At 66.8% G+C, this 18570-nt stretch carries 22 protein-coding genes; 5 read left to right on the forward strand and 17 right to left on the reverse strand.

Going from position 1 to position 18570, the window contains the following annotated elements; translation table 11 throughout:
- Positions 1-103: 103 nt before the first annotated feature.
- The 8 genes from MasN3_RS07455 to MasN3_RS07490 form a co-directional block, all read right to left on the reverse strand.
- Complete coding sequence (locus MasN3_RS07455) at positions 104-778, reverse strand: hypothetical protein (RefSeq protein ID WP_281913309.1); 675 nt, start codon at positions 776-778, stop codon at positions 104-106.
- A gap of 161 nt (positions 779-939) precedes the next feature.
- Positions 940-1341, reverse strand: coding sequence for a VanZ family protein (locus MasN3_RS07460; protein ID WP_281913310.1), 402 nt, complete (start codon positions 1339-1341; stop codon positions 940-942).
- A 104-nt stretch (positions 1342-1445) separates the two neighbouring features.
- On the reverse strand, positions 1446-1760 hold the full coding sequence (locus tag MasN3_RS07465) for a hypothetical protein (protein WP_281913312.1): 315 nt from the start codon (positions 1758-1760) through the stop codon (positions 1446-1448).
- A 583-nt stretch (positions 1761-2343) separates the two neighbouring features.
- Entirely contained in the window at positions 2344-3108 is a 765-nt protein-coding gene (locus tag MasN3_RS07470; RefSeq protein ID WP_281913314.1) for an SDR family NAD(P)-dependent oxidoreductase, read from the reverse strand.
- 72 nt (positions 3109-3180) lie between these two features.
- A complete protein-coding gene (locus tag MasN3_RS07475; RefSeq protein WP_281913315.1) occupies positions 3181-3726 on the reverse strand; it encodes a CPBP family glutamic-type intramembrane protease in 546 nt (181 codons plus the stop codon).
- Between the two features lie 67 nt (positions 3727-3793).
- A complete protein-coding gene (locus MasN3_RS07480) occupies positions 3794-4303 on the reverse strand; it encodes a TPM domain-containing protein (RefSeq protein WP_281913316.1) in 510 nt (169 codons plus the stop codon).
- Positions 4303-5166 (reverse strand): TPM domain-containing protein, encoded by an 864-nt coding sequence (locus tag MasN3_RS07485; protein WP_370662333.1) that lies wholly within the window; start codon positions 5164-5166, stop codon positions 4303-4305. Before MasN3_RS07485 ends, MasN3_RS07480 begins: the two co-directional genes overlap by 1 nt.
- Positions 5167-5169: 3 nt before the next feature.
- Positions 5170-5781: a LemA family protein gene (locus MasN3_RS07490; RefSeq protein ID WP_281913318.1), complete on the reverse strand. Its 612-nt coding sequence runs from the start codon at positions 5779-5781 to the stop codon at positions 5170-5172.
- A gap of 151 nt (positions 5782-5932) precedes the next feature.
- Here MasN3_RS07490 and pyrF point away from each other — a divergent pair, with 151 nt between their 5' ends.
- Positions 5933-6751, forward strand: coding sequence for an orotidine-5'-phosphate decarboxylase (gene pyrF, locus MasN3_RS07495; protein ID WP_281913320.1), 819 nt, complete (start codon positions 5933-5935; stop codon positions 6749-6751).
- Positions 6752-6778: 27 nt separating this feature from the next.
- Here pyrF and sbcB read toward each other — a convergent pair whose 3' ends face one another.
- Together sbcB and MasN3_RS07505 are read right to left on the reverse strand one after the other, a co-directional pair.
- The gene (gene sbcB / locus MasN3_RS07500) at positions 6779-8227 is read right to left on the reverse strand and encodes an exodeoxyribonuclease I (RefSeq protein ID WP_281913321.1); all 1449 of its coding nucleotides are present in this window, start codon (positions 8225-8227) and stop codon (positions 6779-6781) included.
- Between the two features lie 98 nt (positions 8228-8325).
- The gene (locus MasN3_RS07505; RefSeq protein ID WP_281913323.1) at positions 8326-9291 is read right to left on the reverse strand and encodes a GGDEF domain-containing protein; all 966 of its coding nucleotides are present in this window, start codon (positions 9289-9291) and stop codon (positions 8326-8328) included.
- A gap of 119 nt (positions 9292-9410) precedes the next feature.
- On the opposite strand from MasN3_RS07505, the gene MasN3_RS07510 reads away from it, so the two are divergent.
- Positions 9411-10217 (forward strand): helical backbone metal receptor, encoded by an 807-nt coding sequence (locus MasN3_RS07510; protein WP_281913324.1) that lies wholly within the window; start codon positions 9411-9413, stop codon positions 10215-10217.
- Between the two features lie 53 nt (positions 10218-10270).
- Here the strand turns inward: MasN3_RS07510 and MasN3_RS07515 are convergent, their stop codons facing one another.
- From MasN3_RS07515 to MasN3_RS07540, 6 genes are all read right to left on the reverse strand, one after another.
- Positions 10271-10648 carry an HPF/RaiA family ribosome-associated protein gene (locus MasN3_RS07515; protein ID WP_281913326.1) on the reverse strand — a complete coding sequence of 126 codons (378 nt, stop codon included), beginning with the start codon at positions 10646-10648 and terminating at the stop codon, positions 10271-10273.
- A 116-nt stretch (positions 10649-10764) separates the two neighbouring features.
- Positions 10765-11643, reverse strand: coding sequence for an extracellular catalytic domain type 1 short-chain-length polyhydroxyalkanoate depolymerase (locus tag MasN3_RS07520; protein WP_281913327.1), 879 nt, complete (start codon positions 11641-11643; stop codon positions 10765-10767).
- Positions 11644-11718: 75 nt separating this feature from the next.
- A complete protein-coding gene (locus MasN3_RS07525; RefSeq protein WP_281913328.1) occupies positions 11719-12942 on the reverse strand; it encodes a sensor histidine kinase in 1224 nt (407 codons plus the stop codon).
- Between the two features lie 4 nt (positions 12943-12946).
- Positions 12947-13636 (reverse strand): response regulator transcription factor, encoded by a 690-nt coding sequence (locus MasN3_RS07530; RefSeq protein WP_281913329.1) that lies wholly within the window; start codon positions 13634-13636, stop codon positions 12947-12949.
- Complete coding sequence (locus MasN3_RS07535; RefSeq protein ID WP_281913330.1) at positions 13633-14892, reverse strand: MFS transporter; 1260 nt, start codon at positions 14890-14892, stop codon at positions 13633-13635. The genes MasN3_RS07530 and MasN3_RS07535 overlap by 4 nt, the downstream gene beginning before the upstream one ends.
- Positions 14893-14962: 70 nt before the next feature.
- Entirely contained in the window at positions 14963-15988 is a 1026-nt protein-coding gene (locus tag MasN3_RS07540) for a CDP-6-deoxy-delta-3,4-glucoseen reductase (RefSeq protein ID WP_281913331.1), read from the reverse strand.
- Between the two features lie 151 nt (positions 15989-16139).
- On the opposite strand from MasN3_RS07540, the gene MasN3_RS07545 reads away from it, so the two are divergent.
- The 3 genes from MasN3_RS07545 (at position 16140) to MasN3_RS07555 (ending at position 17784) form a co-directional block, all read left to right on the forward strand.
- The gene (locus tag MasN3_RS07545) at positions 16140-17063 is read left to right on the forward strand and encodes an NAD-dependent epimerase/dehydratase family protein (RefSeq protein ID WP_281913332.1); all 924 of its coding nucleotides are present in this window, start codon (positions 16140-16142) and stop codon (positions 17061-17063) included.
- Positions 17060-17290 (forward strand): hypothetical protein, encoded by a 231-nt coding sequence (locus MasN3_RS07550; RefSeq protein ID WP_281913334.1) that lies wholly within the window; start codon positions 17060-17062, stop codon positions 17288-17290. Before MasN3_RS07545 ends, MasN3_RS07550 begins: the two co-directional genes overlap by 4 nt.
- 224 nt (positions 17291-17514) lie before the next feature.
- A complete protein-coding gene (locus tag MasN3_RS07555; protein ID WP_281913336.1) occupies positions 17515-17784 on the forward strand; it encodes a hypothetical protein in 270 nt (89 codons plus the stop codon).
- Positions 17785-17839: 55 nt separating this feature from the next.
- On the opposite strand, the gene MasN3_RS07560 is transcribed toward MasN3_RS07555, so the two are convergent.
- On the reverse strand, positions 17840-18478 hold the full coding sequence (locus MasN3_RS07560) for a glycine-rich domain-containing protein (protein WP_281913337.1): 639 nt from the start codon (positions 18476-18478) through the stop codon (positions 17840-17842).
- Positions 18479-18570 lie beyond the last annotated feature (92 nt).

Genomic DNA, 18570 nt, shown 5'->3' on the forward strand with positions numbered 1-18570 from the left:
GCGCAGGCGATGAAGACGCGCACCGGTGACGGTGCGCGTTTTTTTGTGGGTGGCGTGGGGCGATGGGAACGCTGCAGCGGATGCCGCAGCGCGATCGAAACGCTTAGCGCTGGATGACGCCGCTGGTGACGTTCACGCGGTCGCCGCTGCGGAAATCGGGCGTGCTGGCATGGCTGACAACCTGGGTGCTGCCGTCGTCCATGCGCACCGTGACGCGGTAGCTGTTGGCGCCGCTGGCCCCGGCTGCGCCGCTCGATCCGGTGCTGCCGGCCGTGCCCGAGCTGCCCGCGCTCATGCTCTCGCTCGGGACGACCTCGATGGCGAGCACCGTGCTGTTGGGGGCAGCGCTGCCGGCGGTCGAGGTGCCGGTCGCTGCCGACAAGCCGGACGAGCCGGTGCTGCCCGATGCGCCGCTGCTGCCGGACTGGTCCCAGCCCGAGGAGCCGCTGCTGCCCGAGGTGCCCGAGGTGCCAGAGCTGCCAGAGCTGCCCGAGGTGCCGGTGCCGGTGCCCATGGTGCCCTGGCTGCTCGAGCTGCCGCTGCTGCCGGTGGGGTTGCCGGAGGCGTCGGTGGCGCTGCCGGAGCCGTAGCTGCTGGAGCCGCCGGTGCCGGTCGCACCGGAGGTGCCGCTCGAGCCGCCCGAGGTCGTGCCGCTGCTGCTGGTGCCGCTCGTGCCACTGGATGCGTCGCCGCCGCCGCGCATGCCGGCGCACCCGGTCAGGCCCAGCGATACAGCCAGCAAGCCCGCCAGGAGCATGCTCTGGTGTTTTTGCTTCATGGTCAACTCCTTATGGTGGATGTTCAATCGGATGCGTGACGATGCCTCGTGCCACTGGAGTGAGAGGGGAGAAGCGCGTTAGCGTTCCAGCTGACTCGGGTTGAGCCTGAGCTGTATCAAGCTGCCCACGAGGCTGGTGGATTTTTTTGCGGGGTGGAAGGTCAGGGCTGGCGCACGCTGCCGTGCTGCGGCACGATCACCGCCAGCAGGGTGCTGGTCAGCACCGCGGCGCTCACGTCGATCATCCAGTCGCGCACGTCGCCGCTGCGGTAGGGCAGGAAGCTTTGCACCAGCTCGTCGCCGGCGCCCATCAGGGCGATCGCCAGTACCGCCTTGCCTGCGCGCACGGGAGCGCTGCCGGTGCTGCCGAGGAACCACAGCAGGGTCAGGAAGGCATAGCTCAGGCCATGCAGCACGATGCCGGGCGCGAGTTCGCCCACTTCGGCGCGCGCCCCCGGGATCGATCCGGCAATGATGATGCCCGCGAACAGGACGAGGGCCGTCTTGATGCGGGCGGAGCGCAGGCGGGGATCGAGTAACAGGAAGGACAGGAAAGCGGGCATGGCGGTGGAACGCTGGCAAAAGCCAACGATATCACAGCACTTGTCTTTCCTGTCGCACCGCCCGGTCCAGCGCGCCGGCCTCCGGCAAGCCGGCGGACCGACTGTCAGATCGTCAGCGCGGGGACGCCGTTCGTATAGTGGGCGTCGAAGCAGCTTTCGCAGTCGGCGCAGAACAGGTGTGCCATGCGGACGCTGTTCTGTCGCAGCACGAGCTTGAGATGGGTATGCTGGCACTTGGGACAGATTTCGCGCACGCTGCCGAAGGTCAGCAGGTTCAGCGGGGCGCTGTCGCCGTCGAGCTGGTCGATGACGGCCAGGGGATTCAGTTCGCTCAGCACCAGATTGCCGTCGGTATGGTGGCGGCGGCAGGCGCTGGCTTCAGGCGGATGTGCGTAGTTCTCGGATACACGTAGATTCATAGGACAAGCTCCCATTATCGTATTGTCTCCGCAACCCTGCGAAGCAGGAAAACACAGGGCGGGAGCTTCATCATAGCGAAATCCTGCAGGGCTTCAAGCTCGGCGAGCGATTTTTATGATTGTGTTGCTGAGGTGAAGAAAAAAATGCCCGTCAGGAACTGACGGGCACAACCCAAGATCGGGCCAAGAGACGTAAATCGGTTGGTGTGTTGCACGCCTGGTGCAGCACACCTGCTGCCATCACGCATATCGGTTGCGTGTATCGCAGGTGATTCAAAGTATACGTGGCGAATGTGACCACGCCATGACAGTGATCAAACGTGAACCGTCACGACCGAACTGTTCAGCATGTCGGTGATCTCAACAATATCGCGCAGGACGCGCTGATCGGGTCGCATTTGCAACAGAAACGATGGGCAAAAAAAAGCCCGCTATTGGCGGGCTTAAAACTATTTTCTTGGAGGAGAATAGTGGAGACAGATGAGATTATGCTGCGTCGCCATATATACGTCCAATTTAGAATACAGATACCAGACATTGATATTTCGAATATCTCTTCTGCCAAGGCGGTTGTGCGGCGCGCTCATTCGCGCACCGGTACCGTGTAGTTCAGCGCCATGCGGCCACCGTCTGCGTACAGTGTCTGGCCCGTGATGTAGGACGCATCGTCGCTGGCCAGGAAGGCGCAGATGCCGGCGACTTCCTCGGGCTCCCCGCAGCGTCCGAGCGGCGTGCGCGACAGGATCGTCTGGCGCGCTTGCGGACTGCCGAGGACCGCTTTTTTCGCCAGTTCGGTCAGGATCGTGCCCGGGCCGATGGCGTTGACGCGAATGCCGTGCTCGGCCAGGCTGATCGCAGCCACACGCGTCAGCTGGTTGACGCCGCCTTTCGAAACCACATACGGCACCTGGTTCGGGATGGTCAGCTCGGCGTTCACGCTGGACATGTTGATGATGCAGCCTGTCTGGCGTTTCACCATCTCGCGCGCTGCTGCCTGGCTGCACAGGAACATCGATTTCAGGTTGATGCGCAGCACGCGGTCGAAGTCTTCTTCGGCCAGATCGAGGAAGTCCGCCGCATGCGTAACGCCGGCATTGTTGACGAGAATGTCGATCTGTCCGAATGCCTGCAGCGTGGCGGCGACCATTGCATCCACATCGGCCTTCAGGCTGACGTCGGCCCCGTGGAAGCGGGCGGCTTCGCCGAGCCCGGCTGCGGCATCCCGGCCTTCGGGGCGGACATCGACGAGCATGACGCGCGCGCCTTCCTGCACCAGGCGCGCGGCACAGGCCAGGCCGATGCCCTGGCTGGCGCCCGTCACGATGGCGGTCTTGTTGGCGAGTCTCATGGCGGCATCCTTGGTTGTAAAGCCGTCATTGTATCGAGCCCGCGGTGGGACGCCCGTTTTGCCGCCGCTGGCCTAAGCCCATTGCGGAACCAGCGGCATGATGACGAACAGGACCGTTCCGTTCTGCACCGCGTGTGCCGTCGCCGCAGCCAGGGCGGCGGGTGCGAAGCCGGCCCAGCGCATGCTCACATAGGCGCAGGCGAAGATCAGCCCGCCGGAGAAGGTCGTCACGCCATGGGCCAGTCCGCCATTCAGGTAATGGCCGCATGCGAACAGCAGTGCGCTCAGCAGGATACCGGCGATCGGCGGCGCGCCCAGGCGGTGTACGGCTTCCATCGGCAGGACCTGGCCGAGCGCGGTTTCAATGATGGGCGCGTAGATGACGGCTGCCAGGAAGACGCCGGCCGGCGTGAGGCGAGCGAGCCCGGCAGCAGCGGAATGTCCCCATGGCTCGGGCGGTAAGAACTGCAGCACGATGCCCGCCACCAGGAGCGCGCAGAGCGTTCCTGCGTTGCCCAGGCATGCACCCAGCGTTGCCGCGGCGCGGTAGGGGGCGTGTTCCAGGCTGGCGCGCCAACGGGCCAGTGGGGGCGGAATGCTCGTGATCCAGTGTGCCATGGGCGCCGCGTGAGGTAGGAGATACCGCCCATGATAGGCCTGCGCTGCCATCGCCGGCAGCGCTGCATCAGAGCATCAGTGGCTTGTCCGGCAACTCGTTGGCGCGGCTGCCGTTGGCCGGGAAATGCTGGCGCAGCAGTTCGTTGACCTGCCCGATGGCGGCCAGAGTCGCGTCGTGGAAGCGGCCCTGGCTGAAGCCCTCCGTCATGGTGCGGCATACCGTCTGCCAGGTGGCGCTGTCGATTCTCCGGTCGATGCCGCGGTCGGCCACGATGTCGACCTTGTGCTCGGCCAGGTTGATGTAGATGAGCACGCCGCAATTGTCCTCGGTATCCCACACGCCGTAGTCGGCGAACAGGGCCAGTGCGCGCTGGCGGTTGCTCACGCCGTCCCAGGCGTCCTCGAAGGGCAGGCCTTTTTCCACGATCAGCCGGACTTCACCGCGGTGGGTCTGCTCGCCGGCGGTAATCGCCTCGCTGATCGCGCTGAGCGTGGTTTCCGGGAAGGCGCGCTTGGCCTCGCCGCTGCTGCTGCGCAGGTGGCGCCAGGCGCGCCCGATGCGTTGCTTGAATCCCATCACCAGTCTCCCGAGGCGCCGCCGCCGTCGAAGCTGCCCCCGCCGCCGGAGAATCCGCCGCCGCCGAATCCGCCGCCACCGCCACCGCCACCGAAACCGCCGCCGCGTCCCATGCCGCTCATGATGTTGCCGAGAATGATGCCGGTCGCGACATCGCCCAGGCCGCTGCTACGACGGCCCCAGTGGTGCGGCGAGAGCCGGCTGCGGCGCGGACGGAAGATCGAACGCAGCACGAAAAAGCCGATCAGGAGAGGGATGATGCCGAACAGCGAAAACCCGCCGCCGGTGTCGACCTGCACTTGACGCTGCGGGACTTGCTGCTGTGCCGGGGCAGGGAAGCTTTCCTTGTTCAGCAGCGTGGCGATGGCGCCGACGCCGGCCACCAAGCCCTCGTAGTAATGGTTCTGGCGGAAGTGTGGGGCGATCACGTCTTGCAGGATGCGTTTTGACTGCGCATCCGTCAGCACGCCCTGCACGCCGCGCCCGGCCTCGATGCGCAGCCGACGCAGCGAACTCGGATTATCACGCGCCACCATCAGGAGCACGCCGTCGTCGATGCCCTTGCGGCCCAGTTTCCAGGCGTCGGTGACGCGGATGCTGAACTGCTCGATCGCCTCCGGCTCAGTCGATTTGACCAGCAGCACCGCGATCTGGCTCCCGGTGCGCGCCTCGTAGTCGGCCAGCACCGCGCTCAAGCGCTCGCGCTGGGCGGCGTCGAGCATGCCGGCTTCGTCGACCACGCGCCCGGTCAGCGCGGGCACCGGCTTGAGCTGGGCGAACGCCGGCGTGGCCAGGCCCGCTGCCAGCATGCAGGCCAGCAGCAGGACCCTCAGGTTACGCAGGAAGCTGCATCCAATTCGCATCGATTACTTACCGAAGTCGACCGTCGGCGCTGTCGAGATCGCCTTTTCGTTCTCGACCGTGAACGAGGGCTTGGTCTCGTAGCCGAACATCATCGCGGTCAGGTTGGTCGGGAACTTGCGCACGGTGACGTTATAGTCCTGCACCGAGGCGATATAGCGCTGGCGTGCGACCGTGATGCGGTTCTCGGTGCCTTCGAGCTGCGACTGCAGGTCGCGGAACTGGGTGTCGGCCTTCAGGTCCGGGTATTTCTCGGACACGGCCATCAGGCGCGACAATGCGCCGGACAGCTCGCCCTGCACCTGCTGGAACTTGTTGAATGCGGCCGGGTCGTTCAGGACTTCCGGCGTGATCTGGAAGCTGGTCGCGGCGGCGCGGGCCCGGGTGACGGCCTCGAGCGTCTCGCGCTCGTGCGAGGCATAGCCCTTGACGGTGTTGACCAGGTTCGGGATCAGGTCGGCGCGGCGCTGGTACTGGTTGACCACTTCGCCCCAGGCCGCAATGGTGGCCTCGTCCTTGGTCTGGAACTCATTGTAGCCGCAGCCGGACAGCAGCGTGCCGGTGAGGACGGCCACTGCCAGGGTTCGGGTCCAGCGTGAGAAGAGAGTGGATGTCATGTTCGTTCCATGGCTATTGTCGAATGGTTAAAATATACATGATGTAAAGATATTTTGGCGCATTTTCCGGCATCGCGGCCCGTCGCAGCCCCGGTCGCATGGGTGACGGTACAATATTGGGTTCGCAATCACTGACAGACAAGAGGCCCGGATGACATTCATCGACAAACTTTCCGCAGCATGGACCCGCAACGATTCCCTGCTGTGCGTCGGGCTGGACCCGGACCTGGCGCGCTTCCCGGCACAGCTGCAAGGGCAGCCGGACGCCATTGTGCAGTTCTGCAAGGCGATCATCGACGCCACCGCCGACCTGGCCTGCGCCTTCAAGCCGCAGATCGCCTATTTCGCGGCGCTCGGGGCCGAAGCCCAGCTGGAAGAAATCTGCCGCTACCTGCGCGAGCGCTATCCGCACATTCCGCTGGTGCTCGACGCCAAACGCGGCGACATCGGCGCCACCGCGCACCAGTACGCGCGCGAAGCCTTCGAGCGCTACGGCGCCGACGCCGTCACGGTCAGCCCCTACATGGGCTTCGATTCGGTCGAGCCTTACCTGGAATGGGCCGACCGCGGCGTGATCGTGCTGTGCCGCACCTCGAATGCGGGCGGCTCGGACCTGCAGTTCCTGGACGTGGGCGGGCGTCCGCTGTACCAGCACGTGGCCCAGCTGGTGGCCGAGAAATGGAACCGCAATGGCCAGCTGGCGCTGGTGGTGGGGGCGACTTTCCCGGAAGAGATCGCGCAGGTGCGCGCGCTGGTGGGCGACATGCCGCTCCTGATTCCGGGCGTGGGCGCGCAGGGTGGGGACGTGGACGCGACCGTGCGGGCAGGGCGTAGCGCGAACGGTACCGGGATGATGATCAATTCGTCGCGCGCGATCCTGTATGCGGCGCCGCAGGCGGGAGAAGATTTCGCCGCCGCCGCAAGGCGCGTCGCGATGGAGACGCGCGACGCGATCAACGCGGCGCGCTAAGGAGGCGCGTCAAGGAGGCGCCCGGCCTCAATACCTGCTCGGCGCGATCGTCTCCGCATAGTCGTACAGCGCGCCGAGGATGTCCTCCGCGCGCTCGTCCGCATGCTCGGACAGCGCATCGATCTCCATGAACAGCTGGTCGACCGTGCGCGCCCCGGCCGCGCCCTCGAACAGCCGCGCTGCCCGGTGCGCTTCCCACAGCTCGCTTTCGTCTTCCGACAGGGTGTCGGGGAAGTTGCGCGCCCGGTAGCGGAAGAACAGCTCGCCGAGGCGCTCGTCCTCGAACGAGGGCCGCATGGCGGCCAGCGCCGCGGGTTGTTCCTGGCGCAGCGACTCCAGCTTGCGGCGGTCGCCGTTGCCCACGAAACCGCCGTACAAGTCCTCGTCGACGTCGATCACGCCATCCGGCGCCGGCTTCTTGAACACCTCGGCCCAGATCGCGCTCATGTTGCGACCGCCCGCAGCCAGCGCCGCATGCGCGCGCGCCTGCTCGACGTCGATGTTCCAGCGCGCCGCCATGGCGGGCTGCAGGGTCTTGAGGTTCCCGACCAGCATCGGCGACTTGTTCAGGTGCACGCTCTTGATCGGCAGGCGCGTCATCCCTTCCGGCATCTCGGCGCTGCGGGTGAACAGGCGGGTGCGGATCGTCTCGACGTCGAGCTCGAACAGCTCGGACGGATCGTGGCGGCAGTCCCAGACCAGGATCTCGTTCTTGTTGGTCGGATGCTGGGCCAGCGGCCAGACCAGGCCCAGGCAGCCGTGTTCGACCGGGAACATGCCGGACACGTGCAGGAAGGGCTGGCGCTGGCCCGGGTCGAGGTGCAGGCCCATCTCGGCGGCCACGCGCTCCTTGCGGCGCAGTTCCAGACAGAAGTCGAACAGCTTGGGCTGCTTGCTCCTGATGAGGCGGGCGAGGGCGATGGTGGCGCGCACGTCCGACAGCGCATCGTGGGCCGCATCGTGCACCAGGCCGTTGGCTTTGGTCAGGTCTTCCAGGCGGAAGCTCGGCTTGCCGTCTTCCTTGCGCGGCCATTCGATGCCGTCCGGACGCAGCGCGTGGGTCATGCGCACCACGTCCAGCAGGTCCCAGCGGCCGCAGCCGTTCTGCCACTCGCGCGCGTACGGGTCGATCAGGTTGCGCCAGAACAGGTGGCGCGTGACCTCGTCGTCGAAACGGATCGTGTTGTAGCCGACGCCAATGGTGCCGGGCTCGCTGAAGGCGGCCTCGATCTGGCGCGCGAATGCGTGTTCCGGCACGCCATGTTCCAGGCAGTGCTGCGGAGTGATGCCGGTGATCAGGCAGGACTGCGGGTCGGGCAGGAAATCCGGCGCCGGCCGGCAGTACAGCATGATCGGCTCGCCGATCTCGTTGAGCTCGGCATCGGTACGGATGGCGGCGAACTGGGCCGGGCGGTCGCGGCGCGGGGTCGCGCCGAAGGTTTCATAGTCGTGCCAGAGGAAGGTATGCGTGCTCATGTATTGCTCGGGTATTTTTATTGTGTCGCCGTCGCGGCGGGCAGGCGCCATGGTGGCACAGAATCGGCGCGGCGTCAGCCAAAGGCGCGGATGCGTGACTAGATGCTGACGCGGTCGCGGCCTGCCTGCTTGGCACGATACAAGGCCGCGTCGGCCGCGGCCATCAGTCCATGCTCGTCGTCGCCGGGCGCCAGGCTGGCCACGCCAAACGATCCGGTGACGTGGGGCAGCGGCAGGCGCATGTCCGGGAACACCATGGTGGTGCGCAGGCGCTCGGCCAGGCGTTCGGCCACCATCTCGGCCAGGGCGGTCGGGGTGTCCGGCAGCACCGCCATCAGTTCCTCGCCGCCGTAGCGCACCGCGAAGTCCGAGGGCCGCAGCGATTCGCGGATCACGCCGGCCGCACTCGACAAGGCGGCATCCCCCGCCAGGTGGCCGTGGGTGTCGTTGAAGCGCTTGAAGTGGTCGAGGTCGATCATGATGACCGACAGCGGGCTGCCGTCCTGGCGCGCGCGCATCGCCAGCTTGGGCAGCATCTCGCCCAGCCAGGCGCGGTTGTACAGGCCGGTCAGGCCGTCGTTGAGCGAGAGCTGGCGGTAGAACTCGCCCAGTTTCTGGCGCCGCTTGAGCTGGGCGTTGGCCGCCCGCACCCGGAAGGACAGCAGGCGCAGCAGGTTGCGGGCGAGCACGTTCGAGCGGTCGATCAACTGCCACACCAGCTCCGGCTCGATGACCAGCAGTTCGCAGTCTTCCAGCGCCGTCATCGCGGCCAGGTTGACGGCATCGTCCAGCACGGCCTGCTCACCCACGCTCTCGCCGGGCAGCACACGCGTGACGCCGCCGTCCTCGCTGCCGCTATGGGCATCCGGCGCCACCTCCAGCGTGCCCGACAGCACGATGTACAGGCGGGCGCGCAATCCGTCCTCGACCCGGCGGCCGGCGGCCACCCGGATCACCGCGCACGGGGCGAGCGCGGCCGTCACGGCCGGATCGTCGGCGTCGCGGAACAGTTGCAGGTCGTGCGTGGTATAGGGGGAAGCACCAAAGGTGCCGATCGGGTCCAAGGCTTGCTCGAGCGGAAAAGGAACTGGCGGTTAATGTCATTACCTTACGGCATGATAACTCATTGCAACTCCGGCGCATGGGCTGGCGTTCCAGAAACAACAGTGGTCAAATGGCGGCCATGACGAATCCTGCCCACCTGGTCGACGCGCTCGGCCACCAACACCATCCCGCACCCGGTGCCCGCATCGTGTCGCTGGTGCCTTCGATTACCGAACTCCTGTGCGAGCTCGGCCTGGCCGGGCAGCTGGTCGGCCGCACCGGCTTTTGCATCCATCCGCGCGCGACGGTGGAGGCGATTCCGAAAATCGGCGGCACCAAGGACGTGAACATCGAGAAGATCCGCAAGCTGGCGCCGACCCACCTGGTGGTCAACATCGACGAGAACGAAAAGCCGACCGTGGACACATTGGCGCAGTTCGTGCCGCACATCGTCGTCACCCATCCGGTGAAGCCGGGTGACAACCTGGCGCTGGCGCGCCTGATGGGCGGCATCTTCGGGGCGGAAGCGGCGGCTGAACGCTGGTGCGCCGCTTTTGAACAGGAATACGCGGCCTTGCGGGCGCTGCCGCCGGCGCCGCCGCGCACCGTGCTGTACTGTATCTGGCAGGACCCGTGGATGAGCGTGTCGAACGACACGTATATCGCCGCCATGCTGGCCGAGATCGGCTGGAGGGTGCCTGCGCTGGGGGAGGCGCGCTACCCGCGCTTCGACTGGTCGCCGCAACTGGTGGACGGGCTCGACGCCGTGCTGCTGTCCACCGAGCCCTACCGGTTTACCGAGGCGCATGCGGATGCGCTCGAGAAGCAGCTCGGCATTCCGGTGTTCCTGGTGGATGGGGAAATGATGTCGTGGTACGGCAGCCGCGCGCTGGCCGGCCTGCGCTACCTGCGCGAACTGCGGGGAATGCTGGAAGGCGCGGCCTGAAGCGATTGAAGGAACAAGCGCGCGCCCAGGAGCAGGGCGCGCGTGCGCACCACTTAGGAATCGGTCAGGTGCTTGTCCGCGAGCGCATCGATTGCCGGCGCGGCGTGGCCGTGGCGGTCCTTGTCCTGCAGGCGGCCCAGGGCGCTGTCGAGGGCGCGCGCCAGCTTGCCGCCGGCGTTCTTGATCGACTGGCGCAGGTCGTCCGAATGCTCGTGCACCACGATCGGCTGGTAGCCGCGCACGCGTGCTTCCATCATGCACGAGTTGCCGCCATCGGCGCCTTTCTGCCGGTTCTCGTTACTCAGGTGTACTTCGACGCTGGTGATGTGGTCGCCGAAACGGTCGATCGAGCTGCGGACCACCGATTCCACGTGTTCGTCCAGGCCCTGGTGGTTGGCAATGGTGCGGTCGGTATTGACATTGATTTGCATAGGTTTGCTCCTGTTGTCATAACGGCTTGATCTTACCCGCGGCCGCGTTTTGCCCGCGTCCCGTTATGACAGGTGGGGCCGGCATGGCAAGTTGCAAGGCCGACCACAACCGAAACTCAGCGGCGGTGCTGCGCGAAGAATTGCCAGATGAGTTCGTTCGCATCGACATCCCGCGTAGTCTTGCCGATCGGTAAGCCAACATTGAAGGCATCGGCGCCGGGCCAGGTATGGCCGCCTTCCTGCACCGTCACCAGGGCAACGCGCAGGCCGGCGTCGCCTTGCTCGCGGTAGCTGACCTCGGTCCCGTCACCGGCGTCGCCATTGAAGCTGCGCAGCCGTTCGGGAGCTCGCTCGAGCCCGTTGCGCTTGATCCAGTAGCGGTGGCTTTCCATGGCCGACAGGTAGCCGCTTGCCTTGCCGTCGTAGGCGACGACCTGATCGGCCGTGCCATGGATCAGCATCACGCCGACCTTGCCCGGCCTGGTGTGGTGCTGGACCACCGGTTCCGGCATCGGGCCGCCCACCGAGGCCACGGCGGCGAATGCCTGCGGCAGCTCGGCCGCCAGGCGCAGGGCGAAGAAGCCGCCGCGCGACAGCCCGGTCGCATACACCCGCGAGGTGTCGACACGGTAGTCCTTCTTGAGTTTCTCGAGCAGGGCCTCGGTGAAGCCGACATCGTCGCTGCCGCCCAGGTAGGGCATGTCGAAGCCGACGTTCCAGTCGTGCTTGATGCCCAGCGGGTAGACCACAATGAAGCGGTGGCGGTCGGCGGCCCGGTTCATGCCGGTGTAGAGCATCTGCTCGGCCATCGTCATGCCGCTGCCGTGGAAGTTGAACACGACCGGGTAGGACTGCTGCGCGTCGGCATGGTAGGAGGCAGGGGTGTAGACGATGTAGCGGCGTTTTTCTTCCTTGTGGACCAGCGTGCTCCTCTGGGCCAGGGCGGTGCCGCACATGCTGGAGAGGACCAGCAGGGCGATCAGGATTTTTTTCATTGGATGCTCCCGAGTGAATGGAGCACCCAGCCTAAGGGGGAGGCGGTGAAATCGCGGTGAAATCCGCCGGCTTTTTCAGGGCGCGGGCAAGGGAAGGATCTCGACCCGGTAGCACATGTCGCCCGGCTGGAACGCGATCTCCCAGCCCATGCTGCGGGCGGCCCGTTGCAAGAGATTCTGCCCGTGCGCGAAGCCCTGCACCCGGCCGGCGTGCGCCGCGTCCACGGTATTGGCGATGAACAGCCGCCCGTTCTCATGAGCGATGGCGAGCCGGGTATGCGGCCCGCCATGGAACAAGGCATTGCCCAGGCAATTGGTGACGAGCAGGTGGGCGAGGTGCTGGTTGCCCTGTACCTGCAGCCGTTCCGGAAGCGTGAGCGCCAGCCGCTCCTCGTCCCAGGCCTGCGCGCCCGGCAGGCGCAGCAGCGCCGCCTCGATGCAGGCACGCAGGTCGAAGTTCTCCAGCCCGACGTGTTCGGCCCGCGCCAACGCGAACAGGACCTCGGTGGTGGCGCGCAGTTCGTCGACGCCGGCCTGCAACTGCCCGAGCTCGTGCAGGCCCAGCGGACGCGTGCTGGCGAGCGCCAGGGTGTTGTTCATGACGGTGAGCGGGGTGCGCAGTTCGTGCCCGACGTCGCGCGTGAAATCGCGCTCGCGGCGCAGGGCCGCCTGCAGCGCGCTGAACCCGGTTTCCAGGCGCTCCGCGAGGATGCCGATCTCGTCCGGCCGTCCGCGCGCGCTGAAGCTGGCCGTGCCGCCGGGACGCAGGGCCTGGGCTTCGTGCGCCAGGAGCCGCAGCGGCCGGACCAGGCGCCGCGCCAGCAGCCAGGCCAGCAGCAGGGCCAGCCCGATCAGTGCCATGGCAACAAAGATCAGCACCCCGCCCACGTCCTGCACCACCTTCGACACCACCAGCACGGGAGCGACGTCGGCCAGCAGGTACATGCGCCGTGTGCCCGCGCCATCGGGCAGTTCGCGCACCATCAGGTGATAGTGCTGGCCGGTCCGGGTAAACACCTCGGCGCGCAGGTCGCCGGGCGCGGCGGCTAGCCGCACCACGGCCGGCAGCGTGTCGCGGCTGGTGTGAACGGTGACCAGGTCGCTGGCGGGGCGGGGCGGGCCGCCGCCGCGGGCGGCCTGCGCTTCGATGGCGGCCGCTTCGCGCTCCAGCAAGCGCTCCACCAGCACGTCTTCGGTGACGTAGGCGATCACCACCGCCAGGCCCGTATAGCACAGGCAGATCAGGATGGTGAAGCCGGCCAGGGCGGCGAACAGGCTGCGGCGGATCGACCCGGGCATGGTCCTAGTCCTCCAGGTCGAGCCGGTAGCCCAGCTGCAGGATGGTGGCAAGCATCCTGCGCCCGCACGCCCCTTCCAGCGTCTTGCGCAAGGTGTAGATGTGCGACTTGAGCGCATCGCTGTCGGGGGGATTGGCGCCCCACAGGTGCTGGACCAGGGCCGAGCGCGACACCGGATGCGGATGCTCCCTGCACAGCAGCTGCAGGATGCTGAAGCCGGCCTGGGTCAGGACCAGGGGCCGGTCCTCGTAGAACGCGCGCTTTTCCCGCGCCAGCAGGGTCAAGGGGCCGACCCGCATCTCCTGCTGCCGGTGCAGCGTCCCGCGGCGCGCCAGCGCCTCGCAGCGCAGGGCCACCTCGCGCAGGTCGAAGGGCTTGGCCAGGTAGTCGTCGGCGCCTTCGCGAAAGCCCTGGGCCTTGTCCTCGAAGGCGTCGCGCGCGGTCAGCATCAGCACCGGCACGTTGCTCGGCGCCTGCGCCTTGATCGCGCGGCAGACCTGCAGGCCGTCCATGTCGGGCAGGTTGAGGTCGAGCAGCACCACGTCGTAAGAATGCTGGGTGGCCAGCCGCACGGCCAGGCTGCCGGTTGCGGCATGGTCAAGCTGCCAGCCCAGGCCGTCGAGGAAATCGACCAGCTGGCGGGCGATGGTCGGGTGGTCTTCGACCACCAGCACACTGAGCGCCTCGCGCTTCATGCGCGCATCCTTTCGCCGTTGTCGTCCTTGTGGTGGGGGAAGCGGTCCATCCGCGACAGCACCGGGAACAGCCACGCCCACAGGCCGGCGACGGCAAGCGTGGCGGCGCCGCCCAGCAGGATGGCGCGCACCAGGCCCAGCCAGCCGGCGGTGACGCCCGATTCGAATTCGCCCAGCTCGTTGGAGGCGCCGATGAACACCGAGTTGACGGCGCTGACGCGTCCGCGGATGTCGTCCGGCGTTTCGTACTGCACCAGGAGGTGGCGGATGTAGACGCTGACCATGTCGCCGGCGCCGAGGAGGAACAGGGCGCCCAGGGCGACCGGGAAGCTGCGGGTCCAGCCCATCAGCAGGGTGGAGAGGCCGAACACGGCGACGCCGCCGAACATCCACAGGCCGACGCGGCGCGTAATCGGGAAGAAGGCCAGCGCGATCGAGCACAGGGCCGCCCCCAGGCCTGGCGCGCTGCGCAGCCAGCCCAGTTCGGACGGGCCCACCTGCAGCACGTCGTGCGCATAGGCGGGCAGCAGGGCGGTGGCGCCGCCGAACAGCACCGCGAACAGGTCGAGCGAGATCGCGCCCAGCACGATCGGACGCGACCACACGAAGCGCAGGCCCTCCATCAGCGAATGCCAGCTGACCGGTCCCTGGCTGCGCGCCTGCCGGGCCGCACGGGTGCGCGACATGCACAGCACCGCGATGCTCAAGAGGCTGGCCGCCACCATGTGCACGGTCATCGGGCCGAAGACGTACAGCAGGCCGCCGACGATCGGGCCGGCGATCACGGCCACGTGGAAGGTCGAGGAACTCAGGGCCACGGCCTGGCTGAAGTCGCGATCCGGCACCAGGTTCTTCAGCACCGCCTGCGAGGCCGGCATCATGAAGGCGCGCGCGGAGCCGAACAGCACCAGGATCGCGAACACCGGCCACACGATGCTGCTGGCGCTTGCCGTGAAGCCCACCAGGAGCAGGCTGCACAGCAGTTGCGTGGCCATGCACAGCAGGACGATGTTGCGGCGGTTGTAGCGGTCGGCCACGTGCCCGGCCCACAGGATCAGCACTAGGAAGGGCGCGAACTGCGCCAGCCCGATCAGGCCGAGGTCGAACAGGCTCTTGGTGATCTGGTAGACCTGCCAGCCGATGGCGACGCTCTGCATCTGCACCGCCAGGGTGCCGAGGAAGCGGCTGGACAGGTAGAAGGCGAGGTTGGGGTTGCGCAGGACGGCCAGGCCGCTGGACGGGGACAGCAGGGACATGAAGGGCTTTCGGGACAATGCTTGGGCTCGTTAACCCTGCATTGTGCCCGAATTGCCGCCTTGCGGTTCCTTATTGCGCCAGGTCCGCTTCGCTGGTGAAGGCGTCGGCGAAGAACTCGTCTTCCGGCAGTGCGCATTGGGCCACGTAGTCGCGCCGCGCCGACTCCACCATGATGGGTGCGCCGCAGGCATAGACCTGGTGGCCGGAAAGGTCGGGGAGGTCCTGCATCACGGCCGCGTGCACGTAGCCGGTGCGGCCCTGCCAGGCGTCTTCCGGCAGCGCGTCCGAGATCACCGGGATGTACTGGAAATCCGGCAGCGTGGTTTCCCATGCGCGGCACAGCTCGTCCATGTACAGGTCCTGGGGACGGCGCCCGCCCCAGTACAGGCGTACCGGGCGCGTCGACTTCAGGTGCATCAGGTGCTCGACCAGGGCCTTCACCGGCGCGAAGCCGGTGCCGGAAGCGAGCAGCACGATCGGCTTGTCGGACTCTTCGCGCAGGAAGAAGGTGCCGAGCGGGCCTTCGAAGCGCAGGATGTCGCGCTCCTTCATGGCGCCGAAGACGTGGTCGGTGAACAGGCCGCCTGGCAGGTGCCGGATGTGCAGCTCGAGCGGGCCGCTGAACGAAGGCGCGCAGGCGATGCTGTAGGCGCGGCGCTTGCCGTCCTTGAGCAGGAATTCGATGTACTGGCCGGCGCGGTAGGCCAGCGCTTCGTTGGCCGGCAGCTGCAGCGTGACGATGGCGACGTCCGGCGCGGCCCGGCGGATCGAGGCGATCCGGGTCGGCATCTTGCGCACCGGGTACTCCGAACTGCCGCCGACCTCGCGCGCTTCGATCACCAGGTCCTGCTGCGGCACCGCGCAGCAGAACAGCGACATGCCCTGGGTCTTCTCGATGTCGCTCAGGGCGCGCTGCTGGTGCGGCTTGTGGGTCAGCTCGCCATCGAGGACCTTGCCCTTGCAGGAACCGCAGGCGCCGTTCTTGCAGCCGTAGGGCAGGCCGATGCCGGCGCGGATGGCGGCGGAGAGGACGGTTTCATCGGCTTCGCAGGTGAACTGGTGGCCGCTGGGTTGGACGGTGATCTGGAAAGTCATGCGGGATCTGGAGTTGGTGGCCGCGCGTGGCAAGCCGTTGATTCGACGGTGTTGAATGCGCGGTATTCTACACCGGGGCCAGCGCGGCCGGGAAACGCCAGGACGGCGCTGTGCTAGAGTGGCAGGCTTCCCAATCCGCCCCCCCCTCGTCATGATCCAGCCTATTGCCTTCCACCGCCCGCGCCTGCTCATCGTCGGCTGCGGCGACGTCGGCATGCGCCTGCTGCCGCTGCTCGGCGGGCGCTTCCGGGTGTTCGCCCTGACCAGCCGGCGCGAACGCTGCGCCGAGCTGCGCGGCGCGGGCGCGGTGCCGATCGTCGCCGACCTGGACCGGCCCGGCACCTTGCGCCGCCTGCGCGGACTGGCCGACTGGGTGCTGCACCTGGCGCCGCCGCAGCCGGACGGCGCCATCGACCGCCGCACCCGCCACCTGGCGGCCGCACTGGGCAGGACGGCGCGCCTGGTCTACGTGAGCACCAGCGGCGTGTACGGCGATTGCGGCGGCGAACTGGTGCGCGAAACACGCCCGGTGGCGCCGCGCAATGCGCGCGCGCAGCGGCGCGTCGATGCCGAGCGGGTGCTGCGCGCCTGGGCGCTTGCGGGCGGCACGCGGCTGTCCATCCTGCGCGTGCCCGGCATTTATGCCGCCGAGCGGCTGCCGCTCAAGCGCCTGGAGCAGGGCACCCCGGCCCTGCGGCCGGAAGACGACGTGTACACCAACCACATCCATGCCGACGACCTGGCGCGCATCGCCCTGCTGGCGCTGCTCCGGGCGCGTGGCGCCGGTCGGGTGGTGCACGCGGTGGACGACACGCGCATGAAGATGGGCGACTATTTCGACGCCGTGGCCGATGCCTTCCATCTGGCGCGGCCGCCGCGCCTGGCGCGCGCCGAACTGCGGAAGGCAGTCACGCCGATGCTGCTGTCCTTCATGTCCGAGTCGCGCCGCCTGGACAATACGCGCCTCAAGCGCGAGCTGCGGGTGCGGCTGCGCTATCCGGACGTGGCGGCGGCGCTGGCGCAACTTGCCGCGGCTCCCGTACAATCGGGCACCCAGAACGAGAGGCCAGCATGACTTATGAAGAATACCTCGACGAGGTGACCACCCTGATCGTCGAAAAATACGGCATCGCGGACGCCGCCGCGATCAAGATCGTCGTCGACGCGCAGGACAAGGAATACTTCGTCGCCCACGACGACAAGCCCGAGATGCGCACCGTCGAACGTGCGCACGCCGACGCCAGGACCCTGTACCAGGCGAGCGGCCTGGCGCAAAAGGCCGCTCCCGGCAAGAAAAAGTAACGCCTTCCGCCGCCCTGCTCACGGGGCGGCAACTCCCCATTCCATCGATGCTTCCGCCCGGCCGGAGGCATGCCCCTGCGCCGTGTGCAAGCGCCTGGCCGAATGTGTATCATTTCGTCCCTAGCGAAAAATGCAATACAAACGATGCCATATCGGGCTCGCATGCAAAGAATTCGCATTAGATCACACAAAGTGACAAATATTTAACAATCCTGAAAGAAGCCATGCCCATCAGACGCCTTCCGCCCGGTGCGGAATACGACCCCAACCGGCTCCTCGACGCCATCATTGCCAGGCTGCGCCTGAAGAACGACGCCGCACTGTCGCGCGTGCTCGAAGTGGCGCCGCCGGTGATCAGCAAGATCCGCCACAGCACGCTGCCGATCGGCGCCACGCTCCTGCTGCGCATGCATGAAGAGAGCGAGTTCAGCATTCGTGAGCTGCGCGAGTTGATGGTCAAGTCGAAAGAGGACGGGCACGCGCTCGCGGTTTAAATGAAAAACGGCCGGCGGGACGCAAGCGTCGTCGGCCGGCCGTCGAGGGGAGGGATCAGGCCGCGTGTGCCAGCTTCTTGCCCGATGCGCCGCAACGTTCAGCGGTCTCCGGCTGTGCATGGGATGGCTTTCCCGGCGCGGCGCAGAAAGCGGTCGCAGCGCTGGGGGCTTCGCGCGGCTTGCCAGGCGCGGCGCAGAATGCCATCGCAGCGCTGGCGGCTTGGCGCGGCTTGCCAGGCGCGGCGCAGAATGCCATCGCAGCGTTGGCAGCTTGGCGTGGCTTGCCTGGCCCGGCGCAGAATGCGGTCGCGGCATGGGGGACAGGTCCGGTACCGAATTCTGCTTCGTAAATCTCACGCATGCGTTCGCCTGCCTGCTCGTGTTCGCCTTCATCGGCGGTGCCAATACCGACGTAGGGATAGTGGTGCAGGAAGTAGCCGAACAAGGCTGCGCAGTCGCGCGCATACTTCATCGTGTCGAGGATGTGGTAGTGCCAGAAGATGTCCACGTCGACGGTCGGCGATGCCTCCGCGTCAGGGTATTTCTTCATCAGGAACAGGAAGCGGCGGTATTCCGTTTCCACTGCATCGGTCCGCAACGCGGACCAGCCTTCGCCGGATTCCACATGCATCAGTTTCATTTTGATCGGGGCAAGATCAAGCGTTTCAAATGCTGCGAATTCGTTGGTCGACATAGTTATCACCTTTTGTTGTAGATCTGTTTGTCAAGGCATTCTTTTTTATCCCTAGTGTTGAAGCGGTACGTCAGAGAATCCTCCTCGAAGAA

Source organism: Massilia varians, assembly GCF_027923905.1.
GTDB lineage: Bacteria > Pseudomonadota > Gammaproteobacteria > Burkholderiales > Burkholderiaceae_D > Telluria > Telluria varians_B.